This is a genomic window from Natronococcus occultus SP4 (genome assembly GCF_000328685.1).
GTDB lineage: Archaea > Halobacteriota > Halobacteria > Halobacteriales > Natrialbaceae > Natronococcus > Natronococcus occultus.
Window position 1 is genome coordinate 2,651,643 of the sequence record NC_019974.1, and the last position, 13,611, is coordinate 2,665,253.

Genomic DNA, 13,611 nt, shown 5'->3' on the forward strand with positions numbered 1-13,611 from the left:
TGGCTACGGCTCCGTCGCTTCGGACTCGGGCGCCGCCGTGCTCGCCTCGATAAGCTGAATGAGAACGGAGGCAAACAGCGAGCCCGCGCTCCAGATCGCCGTCTCGCTGCCGTCGTCGCCGACGACACTCAGCAGGATGTTGTCGTCGTCGGCGATCATAATCCGTCCCGAGCGCTGGTCGTCGTCGCGGTGGGCCGGAGGGATAGCTGTCGTAATACCCTCGAGCGCGCCGAGCCGGTCCCGAACCGTCTCGTTTCTGCTGATCACGGTGACCGGGACCCCGTCGGCCGCGCGATCCTCGAGGGTCCGTTCGATTTCGGACGTGACCAGCTCCGGGAGCCTGGTGCCGAAGACGATCTCCTCGTCGGCCTGCGAGAGGAGATCGACGACGCGGTCGTCGACCCGATCGCGGCTCCGTACCGTCCAGATGTCCTCCTGGGTCTCCTCGGTCGTCGACTCCTCTTTGACCGAGTCGACGAACTCGAAGGCCCGCTCGCGTTCGCGCTCGAAGCGGTTCCGGAGGGTGTCCTCGGCTTCGTCGATACTGACGGGTCGGTACCGGATCGGGCTGGATTGCTGTACCTCGAGCAGTCCGCGATCCTCGAGACTTTCGGCGACGCTGTACACCTGCGATCGCGGGACGTCGGTGACGCTTGCGACGTCACGGGCGGTTCCCGAGCCCAGTCGGTGGAGCGCGATGAACACCTTGGCCTCGTAGCTCGTGAGGCCGAGTCGCTCGAACGCGTCGATGGCCTCGCTTTCGTCGTCGGTCACGGTTCGTCCTCCGATCGATCCTCGGAGACCGTGTCGGTTTCCATTTCGGTTCCGCCGTCGCTCGCGGCCGGCGTCGGCGCATCCGTTCGCGATCGGTCGAAGGAGACGTCCGGCCCGAAGTACCGCGTCCACAACACCAGCAGCGTCGGCAGGACGATCACGCTCGCGAGGAACGAGTAGATGATCGTCATCCCGGTGATGATCCCGAACTGGCGCAACGCCGGCAGGATCGCAAAGGCGAGGGTCCCGAACCCACCGACGGTCGTCGCAGCGCTGCCGAGCAGTGCACCGCCGGTGCCAGTCACGGTCGTGTGCATCGCCGACCAGACGTTGCCCTGGCGCTCGAGTTCGAGTGTGTACCGGGCGCTGATGTGGATGCTGTAGGCGACTCCGAGCCCGATCGTGAGGCTGGTGATCATCCCGGTCAACACGTTAAAGGGCATCCCCAGGAGGTACATCGTCCCGAGGATCCAGCTGACCGCGAACGCGACCGGAAGCAGCGTCACCGTCCCCAGCGTCGCGCTGTTCCCCGTCAGCTTGTACGCGGCCGACAGGAACACGAAGACCGCCACCAGCGTGATCAGCAGGCTCTGGAGCACCGTCTCGAGCAGGTCCTGCTCGACGATGTGGTTGACGATCGGATCGCCGGTTGCGAAGGCGTTCAGTTCGCCGTCGCCGGCGTCGACGTTGCGCTCGTCGCCCGTTCCGGCCACGTCGAGATCACCGGCGATCGACCGCAGCTCCGTGGTGACCTCGTCGAAACCGGCACCGCCGTCAGTCGCAACGATCAGCCGAACCGACTCGTACTCGCCGTCGTCGGTCCGGTGGATGACCGTGCTCGCTTCGTCCTCGTTGACCTCGAACAGTTCGTCGTACAGCGCCTCGACGTTCTGGTCGGGAACGCCGTCGCCGCTCGTGTCCGCGTCCTGGAACGACTCGTTGAACGACTCGTTCTCGGCCGCCGTATCCTCCATTACCGACAGCGGCCCCTGGACGTCCGCGTCGCCGTTGGGTAGCGTGTAGACGACGTCGCTCTGTGCCGCCCCCTCCTGGCTCTCATTGAGCTGCTGTAAGGCCGTGTCGTCGGTTATATCACCGTCCACGAGCAGCTGTGCCTGCGTGTCCTCGCGCTGGAAGTTATCGTTGATGTAGTCGAGATCGTCAGCCGCCTGGTACTCGCCCGGCGCCATCGATCCGGGCAGGTTTTCCGTCCAGCCGGGCGGACTCTCAGCGAGGAAGTCCTCTTCCTCGAAGCTGGTGTCGACCTGGGTCGCGCCGTAGACGCCGCCAGCCGTAAGCAAGAGCGCGGCGATCAGGATGATTACCGGGATCTTCCGGGCCGCCTCCGAACCGAGCGTCAGCGCGCTCGTGAACCCGCCCTCGCCGGTTCCGAACGCCCGCTTGCGGCGATCCCAGCCGCGGGATTCGAGCAGCGAGTCGATCTCGACTTTCAGTGCCGGGATCAGGCCGCCGAAGATGATCAGCGCGGCGATGATCCCGAACGCGCTGACGACTCCGAACTCCTGGATCGGAGCGATCGGGCTCACGAGATTCGCGAGGAAGCCGATCGCCGTCGTCGCCGTCACCCACACGAGCGCGACGCCGACGCCGGCCAGCGCGATCGTCATCGAGCCACGGACGGTGCTGGTCTTCCCCTCGGCCTCGCGCTGTTCGCGGTGGCGCATGAAGACGTGGATCGCGTAGTCGATCGAGAGCCCGATCAGCAACACGGGAACGGCGATCATCATCTGGTTGAACGCGATCCCTGTCCACCCCATGAAGCCGAACGTCCAGATCAACACGCCGCCGATCCCGACGACCCCCATAGCAATGTCGAGCGGATCGCGGTAGGCGATCGCCAGCGCGACGACGACGAACAGCAGAGCCAGCGGACCGACGATCGCGAGGCTGTCACCCATCGAGTTCTCGATCTCGTCGGTGATGATCCCGGCGCCGAAGACGACGTACTCCTGTTCGTCCTGGTTCGCGAGCTCGCGCAGATCGAGCTGGCTTTCGAGGGTCTCGTCCATCTCGCCGCCCATCTCCATGTCGTCGCCGCCGGCGGTCTCCTGGGAGACCATCGTCATCCGGGCGTCGGCCTCGGTCGAACCGGGCTCGTAGTCCGAGGGCATGAATCCGAGCGCCGCGCCCTCGTCGCCGTCGTCGTCTTCGTCGAGGACGTCCTGGAGGAGGTCCTCGAACTCCTCGTCGTCCAGGTCCTCGAGGGCCTCGACCTGCTCGTCGAGCGACGGCGTCTCGTCGTCTTCCTCGAGCTCCTCCCAGCCTTCTTCGAGCGCCTCGGCGTCGTCCTCGAGCTGCTCGTACTCCTCTTCGAGTACACCCAGCGTCGCGCCGGTGTAGATCCCCTCGAGCGCCTCGTTGAGCTCCTGATACTCGGGGCTCTCCTCGGGATCGTCCGGCATCTGTTCGATCGCGAAGCGGTTGGACTCGATCTCGCGGGCCTGCTCGGCGAGCTCCTCGTACTGGTCGGTCTGATCCTCGTCGAGCTCCGCGTCGGCCGCGGCCTCGGCGATTGTCGTCTCGATCTCGGCCTCGATCGCCTCGGCCTCCGCGTCGTCACCGGCCTCGGACGCCGCCTCGTACTCCTGCTGGAGCTCGAGGACGTCGTCGAGCCCGTCCTCGAGGACTCCGCTTCGCTCCTCGAGCTCTGCTTCCTGCTGCTCGAGGCTCTCGGCGTCGTCCTCGAGGGCTTGTCCGTCGGCCTCGAGCGCTTCGGCTTCGGCCTCGAGCTCGGCGAACTCATCCTCGAGGACGCCCGCGGTTGCGGCGGTGAAGACCTCCTCGAGCTCCTCTTCGTCCGGTCCGATTCCCGCGTCGGCGGGATCGAACTCGTCAGGGTCGGCGTCAGCCGCGTCCTCGAGTTCGGCGGCCTCCGCTTCGAGAGCTTCCTGCTGTTCCTCGAGCGCTTCGGCTTCGGCCTCGAGTTCGGCGAACTCATCCTCGAGGACGCCCGCGGTTGCGGCGGTGAAGACCTCCTCGAGCTCGCCCTCGTCGGGTTCGAGTCCCGCGTCGGCGGGATCGGGCTGTGCCTCGTCGCCGTCGCCCTCGAGTTCGGCGGCCTGGGCCTCGAGCTCTTCGCGGTCCGCGTCGAGCTCGGCCGCGTCGTCCTCGAGCTGTTCGTACTCCGAACCGAGGATGCCCGTGGCTACGGTGGTGAGCGCGTCGGAGTCGCCGTCCGCGGCGGCTGCGAGCGCTCCGAGCCCGTCGGCCGGATCGAGGTCGTCCTCGTCGGCCGCGACGTCCTCGGGATCGGACTCGGCGAGCGCCTCGAGCTCGGCGGCCTGCTGGCCGTTGAGGTCGGCTTCCTCGATCGTCTCCTGGATCGTCGTCTCGATCTCGTCCTCGAGTTCGGCAGCGGTCGCCTCGTCGTCCGTCGCCGCTAGCTCCGCGCGGAGCTCGGCGGCTTCGAGAAGTCCGTCCTCGAGAGTCTCGGTTTGCTCCTCGAAGTCGGCCTCGCGGTCCGCGAGGTCGTCGGCGCGCTCCTCGAGTTCTGCCTGCTGGGCCTCGAGTTCGTCGGCGCCGTTCGTCGGGAGCTCGTCGACGTCGTCGGTGTCGATCTCCTCGCGGGCCGTCTCGACGGCGGCCTCGTACTCGGCGGCTTGCTCGTCGTCGAGGTCGGCCTCGGCGATCGTCTCTTCGACCGTCGCCTCGATCTCTTCTTCAGCCTCGGCGGCAGCCGCGTCGTCGCCGGCCGCGCTCGCCAGCTCGTACTCGTACTCGAGTTCGATTACGTCCTCGAGTCCCGACTGAAGCGTCTCGGTTCGCTCCTCGAGTTCGGCCTCCTGCTGTTCGAGCGCTGCGGCCTGGCTCTCGAGTTCCGCCTGCTGGGCCTCGAGCTCCGCGGCGTCGCCGCCGGCGAGTTCGGCGAGCTCCTCCTCGGAGACGGTGATCTCCTCGCGAGCCGTCTCGACGGCAGCCTCATACTCGGCGGCCTGCTGGTCGTCGAGCTCGGCCTCGGCGATCGTCTCCTCGACCGTTGCTTCGATCTCCGCTTCGGCCTCGTTAGCGGCGGCCTCGTCGCCGGCCGCGCTCGCCAGCTCGTACTCGTACTCGAGTTCGATTACGTCCTCGAGTCCCGACTGAAGCGTCTCGGTTCGCTCCTCAAGTTCGGCCTCCTGCTGTTCGATCGCTGCGGCCTGGTTCTCGAGCTCCGCCTGCTGGGTCTCGAGGGCCTCGGCGTCGGCCTCGAGCTGTTCGTACTCCTCCTGGAGCACGCCCATGGTCGCGCCGGTGTAGATCTCCTCGAGCGCCTCGTCGAGCTCCTGGTACTCGGGGAGCTCCTCGGGCGGAAGCTCGGCCTGTCGCTCGAGCATCCAGCGGTTGGACTCGACCTCCCGGGCGTCCTCGGCGAACTCCTCGTACTCGTCGGCCTGGTCCGCGTCGAGTTCGGCTTCGTCGACGGTTTCGTCGATCGTCGCCTCGATCTCGGCGTCGATTTCGTCGGCCGCGGCCTCGTCGCCGTCGGCCGACGCCTCCTCGTACTCTCGCTGGAGTTCGGTAACCTCGTCGATACCCTCCTCGAGGACGTCGCTACGGTTCTCGAGTTCGGCCTCGCGATCCTCGAGCTCGTCGGCGCGAGCCTCGAGCTCGTCGATCTCCTCGTTCGTGATCGCGGTCATCGCGAGGATGTTCTCGACGCCGGTGATCGGGTCTTCGTCGGCCAGCGTTTCGTTGAGCGACTCGTTGTCGTGAATCTCCTGCTGGAACTCGAGCGAGCTGATCAGCGACTCCTGTGAGAGGACGTTCCCCTCGTCGTCCCTGTGTATCAGCTGGACGGAAGTCGTGTTCTCGTCACCCTCCGCGGCGAACTGGTCGTCCATCTCCTCGAGGGCCTGGGCCTCCTCGGACTCGCCTTCGAACTGGTCGAGCGAGGAGTCGTCGTCGACCATCGGGACCCCGGCGCCGACGAGCGCCGTGGTCAACAGTAACACGACGATGACGATCTTGGAGTAGGACGTGAGTAGCTCCGAAAAGCGATACGGAAGGCTCATCCGCTCACCTCGGGAATACGGGCGGATCTGGAACGAGGGGACATTCTGTTGTTATCATCCTACAAACTCTCCGCTTATACGTTTTCGGATCTCCCATCTCCGGGACGACGTCGGTATCACTGTCGCTTGCGGCGGTCGGATATCGAAAAAGCGGCACCCGCGTCGCGACCGTTGAGCTACTCGATCGAGATCGTCTGTAAGTCCTCGGCGAACCGGACGTCGCCGTCGTAGTGGTTCCCGATCGACTCGAGCATCTCCTCGTGGCGGCCGTCGGTGTGTGGGTAGAGGTGCGTGAGGTAGACCCGGCCGAGCTCCCGGTCGGCCAGTTCGCGACCGAGCGTTTCGGGGGTCGGGTGGTTCGAGACGTCGACGTCATCCGGGAACGAACAGTCGTGGGCGAGAATCGCCGACCCCTCCGCGAAGTTCGCCAGCCCGGCAAAAGCCTCGCTGTCGCCGCTGAACGTGAACAGATCGCCGAACCGGTAGGCCAGACACGGCAGCGAGTGGCGGGTCTCGTAGGCCGCGACGTCGAAGCCAGCGACCGAGAACTCGCCGGGATGGACCTCCCGGAGCTGCAGGTCGAGCCGGTCTTGCATATAGTCGTGGACGTCGAGTAGGTCGTCGACCAGCGACTTCGTTCCCTGCGGTCCGACGATCTCGAGGTGGTCCTCGCCGGCGAGCCAGCGCGCTTTCATCAGCGGCAGCAGGTCCGCGACATGGTCGAGGTGGTGGTGAGTCAACAGAACCGTCGAGACGCTCTCGTAGCCGACGCCGGACTGCTGGAGCCGGTGGAGGACTCCGGAGCCGCAGTCGATCAGCAGGGTTCGGCCCTCGTCCTGGACGAGGACGCCGGTCTGGAAGCGTTCGCCCGTGGGCATCGCACTGCCCGTGCCGAGAAAGGTGACGCGCATACCCGCCTCTGGGATCGCACACCCGATAAGGTTGGCTCTCGACCGCCGTATCCGTCACTGATTACTCGCCTGCCCGCGGAGTCGAAGGCATGCGCGCTGCAGTACTCGAGGAGTACGGCGAACCGCTCGCGATCGAGTCGGTCGACCCCCCGGATCCCGCTCCTCACGGCGTCGTCGTCGACGTCGAGGCCTGCGGGATCTGTCGGAGTGACTGGCACGCCTGGCGGGGCCACGGCGAATGGGCCGACGATCAGGTGCCGATCGGGCAGATCCTGGGGCACGAGCCCGCGGGGACGGTCGCCCGCGTCGGGGAGAGGGTAGATCGGTTCGAGCCCGGAGACCGGGTCGCCGTTCCGTTCAACCTCGGCGAGGGTACCTGTCCGCAGTGTCGAAACGGCCACGGAAACGTCTGTGAGGACGGCTACGCCCTGGGATTCGAGGAGACGGTCCCCGGCGCGTTCGCCGAGCAGGTGTCCGTTCCCCACGCCGACTTCAACGTCGTCGCGCTCCCCGACGCGGTCTCGACGGTCGAGGCGGCCGCGCTGGGCTGTCGGTACGTCACGGCCTTTCACGCGCTTGCCCACCGGGCCGATCTCGCGGCCGGCGACTGGGTCGCGGTCCACGGCTGCGGCGGGCTCGGCCTCGCGGCGGTTCAGATCGCCGGGGCGCTCGGGGCGAACGTCGCGGCGGTCGACGTCCGCGAGGATCCCCTCGAGCTGGCGACCGACCTCGGCGCCGACGCCACGGTGGTCGCGGACGAGGACGTCGACGTCCCTGGCGAGATCGCGGCCGTGACGGATGGCGGCGCCCACGCCTCCGTCGACGCGCTGGGCCGGGCCGAAACCTGCCGGAACAGCGTCGACTGTCTGCGGACCCGGGGGACCCACGTCCAGGTCGGTCTGACGACCGACGCCGAGCGCGGCGAGATCGCCCTGCCGATGGACGAGCTCACCCGCTGGGATGTCACGATCGTCGGCTCGCGAGGGATGCCGCCGTCGCGGTACGACGAACTGCTGCGGCTGATCGAGACGGGACGGCTCGATCCCGGCGCGCTGGTCACGCGGGAGGTCGTCCTCGAGGACGTCTCCGAGCGCCTGGCCGCGATGACCGACTACGGGACCCGAGGGATCGAGGTCGTAAGCGAGTTCTGAGCGAGCCGTCACCGATCGGTTCTGGCTCGGGCGCTGACGGCACGGTCGACCGGAACGAACAGGAACCGATCGTACCGGTCCGCGTACGAGCCCAGCAGCGACTCGCCGTCGGCCGTCGAGATCCCGATGGCGTGTCGGTCACCGGCGTACTCCTCGGCGGCGTCGTTCGGATCGTAGACCGCGAACGCGATCTCGCCGTCGTCGACGGCGTAGTCGTAGAGCAACACGTAGTGGCCCTCGAGGACGTTCTCGCCGCTGATCGTTATCCCCGCCGTGCCGAACTCGTCGATCGCGGTCTGGAGCTCCCGGGCCTGCTTGCGGTAGTCGATCCGCTCGGGTTCGAGGAGCGGTCGCCGCTGGAGCCACGAGAGGGGATCGAGGAACTGCTGGCGGTGGAACCGTTCGACGTCGTCCCTGACCGGTGTCGCGTCGTCCTCGAGGGGGGCGTCGACGTGGTCGATCTCGCTCGCCGACTCGCGCTCGAGTGGGACGGCAGTCGGCTCCTCGTGGTACCACTGTGCGGCCGTCGCCATGCCGTAACAGTACCCCCTCGTCCCGAACAGTCGGCTGGCGTTCGCGTACAGCCGATCGACGATCGACCCGAGCTGCGGTTCGGCAGTCGACAGCGGGGCCGTTAGCCGCGTCCCCAGCGAGTCGTCGAGTCGAGTCGCCAGCGTCTCCCGCAGTTCGCGTCGCGAGACGAACTCCGTCGGTTCCGGCGGAACCGGGGGCGTCGCGTAGTTTTCGAAACCGAACCCGTCGACGCGGGGGTCGAACGCGACGCTATCGGGGACCGACTCGTCGCCCGACGCGGACCGCGAGCGCTCTCTGACAACGAGAGAGAGCGCGCCGACGCCGGCCGAAAGCGAGAACGCACCGAGCAGCTTGCGACGGGTGAGTCGTGGCATGGTCGAGGAAGTTGCGGTTCGACGGTAGCTGTCACGTCCTCGCACCGAGTAGTGATATATACGTGGCACTTGCAGTCTCCGGCACTCCTATGCGAATCTGCGGACCGGTACCGCTCCCGGTTTCACTTTCACCGTGCCAGCCAAACGCTCTTGACCCGCGCCTCCCCAGGTCGGGGTGATGGACGGGACCGACGAGCTCGCGTTGCCGGTCGCCGACGACGAGCTGCCGTTCGATCCGGACGCCGTCACGATCGAGGACGGCGACGTCCTCGAGCTGCTCGAGCCCGCGGTCCGGGAGTGGTGGCTCGAGGAGTTCGGCGAGTACGTCCCCGAGAACGACGGGTTCTTCACGCCGCCCCAGCAGGGAGCGATCCCGAAGATCGACGCGGGAACGAACACGCTCGTCTGTGCTCCGACAGGGTCGGGAAAGACCCTCGCGTCGTTTACCGCGATTATCAACGAACTCTACAGCGTCGCTCGCGACCTCGAGGAAGGTCTCGAGAACTCCGTCTACTGTCTCTACGTCTCGCCGCTGAAGTCGCTGGCAAACGACATTCACCGCAACCTCGAGGTTCCCCTCGAGGGGATCGAGTCGATCGCGAAAGAGCGCGCGGCGCCACCTGCCGTGGAACACTCAAGCGGTGAAGCCGCGAGGAGCGGTGAGGACGTCGGCGAGATCCGCCACGCGATCCGTCACGGCGACACCGCCTCGAGCGAGCGCCAGAAGATGCTCGAGGAGACCCCACACATCCTCAACACGACCCCGGAGACGCTCGCAATCTTGCTGAACTCACCGAAGTTCCGCGAGAAGCTCCGGACGGTGGAGTACGTCATCGTCGACGAGATCCACTCGCTGGCGGCGGGTAAACGCGGCACCCACCTGTCGGTGAGCCTCGAGCGCCTCGAGGCGATGGCCGAGAACGAGCTCACCCGGATCGGCTGTTCGGCAACGATCGAGCCGCTCTCGCGGGTCGCTGAGTTTCTGGTCGGACGCCAGAAGCCGGGCGGCGAACCCCGGGAGTACGAGATCGTCGACGCCCGCTTCGCCCGCGAGTTCGACCTCGAGCTCGAGTCGCCGACCGACGACCTGATCCACACGCCCCGCGAGCTCGTCCAGGACCGCTTCTACGAGCGCCTCCACGAGCACGTCCAGACCCACACCAACACGCTCGTCTTTACGAACACCCGCTCGGGCGCCGAACGGGTACTGCACAACCTCCGCGAGCGCTTCGACGCCTACGACGAGGCCAACTCGGCGTGTCACCACGGCAGTCTCTCGAAGGAGGTCCGCCAGGACGTCGAAGGACGGCTGAAACGCGGCGAGCTCGCGGTGGTCACGTCCTCGACCTCGCTAGAGCTAGGGATCGACATGCCCCACGTCGACCTCGTCGTCCAGGTCGGCTCCCCGAAGTCCGTCGCCGCCCTCCTCCAGCGGGTCGGGCGGGCGGGCCACCGTGTCGGCCAGACCGTGACGGGGCGGGTGATCGCGCTGGACCGTGACGAGCTGCTCGAGTGCGCGGTGATGCTCAAGAAGGCCGAGGAGGGGTTCGTCGACTCCGTCTCGATCCCCGAGGACGCCCAGGACGTCGCCAGCCAGCACGTCTACGGGATGGCGATCGCCGAGATCCGACCCGAATCCGAGGTCCGGGGGATCCTCCGGCGGGCCTATCCCTACCGGAACTACACCGACGAGGAGTGGGAGTCGCTCTGTCGGTACCTCACCGCCGAGTACGCCGGGCTCGAAGACAAGAACGTCTACGCGAAGATCTGGCGCGACGCGAACGACCCGCCTGGGGGCGAGCACCACCACGAGTCGTTCCCGGTCGGCGAACCCCTGATCGGCAAGCGGGGTCGACTCGCCCGGGTGATCTACATGACCAACATCGGGACGATCCCCGATTCGTTCACCTGCGACGTCCACACCCGCGCGAGCGACGAGTGGGTCGGCCAGTTAGACGAGGACTACCTCGACACCTTAGAGAAGGGCGACGTCTTCGTTCTCGGGGGCGACCACTTCGAGTACCGCTACCGGCGGGGGTCGAAGGTGTACGTCGACCGCACGAGCGCGCGGCCGACGGTCCCGTCGTGGTACTCCGAGCGACTTCCGCTCTCGTACGATCTGGGCTGTGAGATCCTCGCTTTCCAGCGGGAGCTGCTCGAGCATTACGAGGCGGGCGGTCCCTCCCGCGTTCGGGGCTGGCTGCGAGGGTTCCCGCTCGACGACGACAGCGTCCGGGCGATCGCGCGGCTGTTCGACCACCAGCTCCGGTACGCGGGGACCGAAAGCGTCAGCACCGACGAGCGCCTCGCCATCGAGGTCGAGCGCGACCGCGACGAGTACGAACGCCACTACTACGTCCACTCGAACTACGGGCGGAAGGTCAACGACGGCCTCTCGCGGCTGCTCGCGTACCACTGTGCCCAGGCGGCCACGGCCAACGTCAAGGTCGCCGTCGCCGACAACGGGTTCGTCCTCTCGATGCCGCTCAATCGGAAGCTCGACCTCGAGGGCGTCCTCGCGGACCTCGATCCCGAGGACGTCCGCGCGGATCTACGTGCAGCCCTCGAGGGCACTGACCTGCTCCAGCGGTACTTCCGGATCAACGCCACGCGGGCGCTGATGATCCTCAAGCGGTACAAGGGCTACGAGAAGTCCGCCAGCGAACAGCAGGTCTCGAGCGAGATGTTGCTCGGGTTCGCCCGGGATCTCGAGGAGTTCGCGGTGATCGAGGAGACCTACCGCGAAATTCTGGCGGACAAGCTCAACGTCGCCGAGATCGAGGCCGTCGTCGCGGCGATCGACTCGGGGGCGCTGGCGGTCGAGCGCCAGCTGCTCGACTCGCCGACGCCGCGGGCGTTCGGGCTGGCGACGCTGTCGGCCAGCGACGTCGTCCTCGCGGAAGACGAGAGTGCGGCTCTGCAGGCGTTTCACGAGCGCGTCCTCGAGGAGATCGGCGAGGAGTCGCTGCGGCGGCTCTCCGGCGAAGACTGACTCCCACCGTGTCGGTTACCATTCGAAACTGATGACGCGGATCGCGCCTGTCACCGATGGGGACGGGACGGTACCGAGCGGGTGAGCTCCCCGTCGGCGTGCGAACCAAACACGTAAACAGTGGTAACTACCATACTACGAGTTATGAGCGACGCACCCGACTGGGAGTTCAAGGACCGCGACATCGCGATCCTCAGCGAGCTGGCTGATGACCCGCAGCTCTCCTCGCGGGAGCTGACCGACGTCCTTGAGGCCGACTACGGTATCGACGTCTCCCACGTCACCGTCAGCGAGTCGATCCGACGGATGCGAAACGAGGGGGTCTTCCGGGAGGCGATCATCCCCAACGAGGAGTACTACATCTTCGCGCTGTTCGAGTTCAAGTTCAACACCGAAAACTTCGCCGACGGCTGGCGCGAGGCGATGGAACACATTCGCGAGGACAAACACACCCTGTTTTTCTTCCTCTCGGACGGGGAGTACCAGTGGAAGACCGTGATGATGTTTCGGGACCGCGAGGAGGTCTCCCGGTGGATCCACGACTGTTACTCCGAGCACGGCGACGTCATCGCGAACGTTCGGAACTCGGCGGTCCACAACGTGTTGAAGTTCCGGACCGATCCGGAGATCTACGAGGACCTGGGCGAGGAACAGGGGACCTAGTCGAGCCGGTAGCGCAACAGCGCAGCGATCCCGCCGAGGTTCGCGAGCTGTTCGCCGGGTGGGAACTCGCTCGAGAACACCGTCACCTCGCCGCCTTTCTGCTCGGCAGTGCGGACGACGTCGTCGACGTCGATCGCCCACTCCCCGTCAGGACCCCGCTCCTGGCGGAGTCGGTCGTCGACGATCAGCAGCCGCTCGATCGCGCCGTACTCCGCGGCTCGCTTCACCTCTTCGGGGCCGTAGGCCGCCTTCGCGCCCTGGGCGATGCGCTCGGTGAGCTCGTCGATGTACTCGGCTTCGCGCTCGATTCGGGTCTCCTGTTGAACGTCCGCGACGGCACCGCGTTTGAGTACCTCGTGGACGCCCCGGTCGCCGACGGCCGCCGCGTCGACCATCGTGATCTTCTCGGCGACGTCGGGCGCGTTCTGCTCGATGTACTTGTAGGCGTCCTGCTTCGTAAAGCCGGGCCCCGCGAGGATGACCGCGTCGGCGTCCTGGCGCTCGAGGACCGTCGCCAGCTCCGCGAACAGCTCCGAGCGCTCGCGGGCGAAGTCGCCCTTGCCCGTCGGTCCCGTGATCGCCGCCCGTTCTTCGGTGCCGTACTGGGCGACGGTGTGGAGGTGAGCCTTCCCCTCTTCGACGGTCGCGATCGCGACGTCGGGGTTCTCGGTGGCCTCTTCGGCCTCCTCGAGGCGGGCCTCCTGGTCGGGTTTGAACCGCTTCTCGATCGACAGCTCCTCGCGTTCCTCGACGTTCAGGGTGTGGTGGAAGCCAAGCTGGTCCTCGCGCGAACAGGCGACGATCTCGCCGCCGACCCGCAGTCGGTTGGCGAACTTGTGGAACTCGACGTCCTCGACGGCGATGGCGACCCACATATGTTCGCGCTCGCCGCCCGTATCCCGCATCTGATCGTCGTTGCGCTGGATCCGCCGGGTCGTATCGCCCGCAACCCGGTCGCCGGGCTCTAAGACGTACTGCAAATGCCAGAGGTCGTCCACGCTCTCGGGGACGACCGTGAGCCGTTCGCGGCCGCCCTCGACCCGCTCCCGGTCTTTGATCTGCATACCCGCCAGTCCGGCCGGCCCGTTAAAAGGTGCTGTTGTTCGCGGCCCGCCACCATAGGTTCGGGGACAGATCCCCGGCGTGGGGACGGGTCGCCAGTGTGGGTTGTTCATACCGGCAAGAATAGCAGCTATCCTG

General features: G+C 66.8%; 8 protein-coding genes. 3 read left to right on the top strand and 5 right to left on the bottom strand.

All coding sequences use genetic code 11. From position 1 onward, the window contains the following. Positions 1-3 precede the first annotated feature (3 nt). The 3 genes from NATOC_RS13265 to NATOC_RS13275 form a co-directional block, all read right to left on the bottom strand. On the bottom strand, positions 4-774 hold the full coding sequence (locus NATOC_RS13265; protein ID WP_015321961.1) for a TrmB family transcriptional regulator: 771 nt from the start codon (positions 772-774) through the stop codon (positions 4-6). After that, on the bottom strand, positions 771-5,786 hold the full coding sequence (locus NATOC_RS23205; protein WP_015321962.1) for an MMPL family transporter: 5,016 nt from the start codon (positions 5,784-5,786) through the stop codon (positions 771-773). The genes NATOC_RS13265 and NATOC_RS23205 overlap by 4 nt, the downstream gene beginning before the upstream one ends. A gap of 176 nt (positions 5,787-5,962) precedes the next feature. Next, positions 5,963-6,697 (bottom strand): MBL fold metallo-hydrolase, encoded by a 735-nt coding sequence (locus tag NATOC_RS13275; protein ID WP_015321963.1) that lies wholly within the window; start codon positions 6,695-6,697, stop codon positions 5,963-5,965. Between the two features lie 89 nt (positions 6,698-6,786). On the opposite strand from NATOC_RS13275, the gene NATOC_RS13280 reads away from it, so the two are divergent. Then, positions 6,787-7,848 carry a zinc-dependent alcohol dehydrogenase family protein gene (locus NATOC_RS13280; protein WP_015321964.1) on the top strand — a complete coding sequence of 354 codons (1,062 nt, stop codon included), beginning with the start codon at positions 6,787-6,789 and terminating at the stop codon, positions 7,846-7,848. Between the two features lie 8 nt (positions 7,849-7,856). On the opposite strand, the gene NATOC_RS13285 is transcribed toward NATOC_RS13280, so the two are convergent. Next, positions 7,857-8,756, bottom strand: a complete 900-nt coding sequence (locus NATOC_RS13285; RefSeq protein ID WP_015321965.1) for a hypothetical protein — start codon at positions 8,754-8,756, stop codon at positions 7,857-7,859. 178 nt (positions 8,757-8,934) lie between these two features. Here NATOC_RS13285 and NATOC_RS13290 point away from each other — a divergent pair, with 178 nt between their 5' ends. Both NATOC_RS13290 and NATOC_RS13295 read left to right on the top strand, forming a co-directional pair. Next, positions 8,935-11,748: an ATP-dependent helicase gene (locus NATOC_RS13290; protein WP_015321966.1), complete on the top strand. Its 2,814-nt coding sequence runs from the start codon at positions 8,935-8,937 to the stop codon at positions 11,746-11,748. A gap of 144 nt (positions 11,749-11,892) precedes the next feature. Further along, a complete protein-coding gene (locus tag NATOC_RS13295; RefSeq protein ID WP_015321967.1) occupies positions 11,893-12,411 on the top strand; it encodes an Lrp/AsnC family transcriptional regulator in 519 nt (172 codons plus the stop codon). On the opposite strand, the gene NATOC_RS13300 is transcribed toward NATOC_RS13295, so the two are convergent. Then, positions 12,408-13,475, bottom strand: coding sequence for an mRNA surveillance protein pelota (locus NATOC_RS13300; protein WP_015321968.1), 1,068 nt, complete (start codon positions 13,473-13,475; stop codon positions 12,408-12,410). The genes NATOC_RS13295 and NATOC_RS13300 overlap by 4 nt on opposite strands. Positions 13,476-13,611: the final 136 nt, after the last annotated feature.

Bases quoted from the DNA above. Each gene is read 5' to 3' on its own strand.
- NATOC_RS23205 (WP_015321962.1), bottom strand. From the start codon at position 5,786: ATGAGCCTTCCGTATCGCTTTTCGGAGCTACTCACGTCCTACTCCAAG.
- NATOC_RS13275 (WP_015321963.1), bottom strand. From the start codon at position 6,697: ATGCGCGTCACCTTTCTCGGCACGGGCAGTGCGATGCCCACGGGCGAA.
- NATOC_RS13280 (WP_015321964.1), top strand. From the start codon at position 6,787: ATGCGCGCTGCAGTACTCGAGGAGTACGGCGAACCGCTCGCGATCGAG.
- NATOC_RS13285 (WP_015321965.1), bottom strand. From the start codon at position 8,756: ATGCCACGACTCACCCGTCGCAAGCTGCTCGGTGCGTTCTCGCTTTCG.
- NATOC_RS13290 (WP_015321966.1), top strand. From the start codon at position 8,935: ATGGACGGGACCGACGAGCTCGCGTTGCCGGTCGCCGACGACGAGCTG.
- NATOC_RS13295 (WP_015321967.1), top strand. From the start codon at position 11,893: ATGAGCGACGCACCCGACTGGGAGTTCAAGGACCGCGACATCGCGATC.
- NATOC_RS13300 (WP_015321968.1), bottom strand. From the start codon at position 13,475: ATGCAGATCAAAGACCGGGAGCGGGTCGAGGGCGGCCGCGAACGGCTC.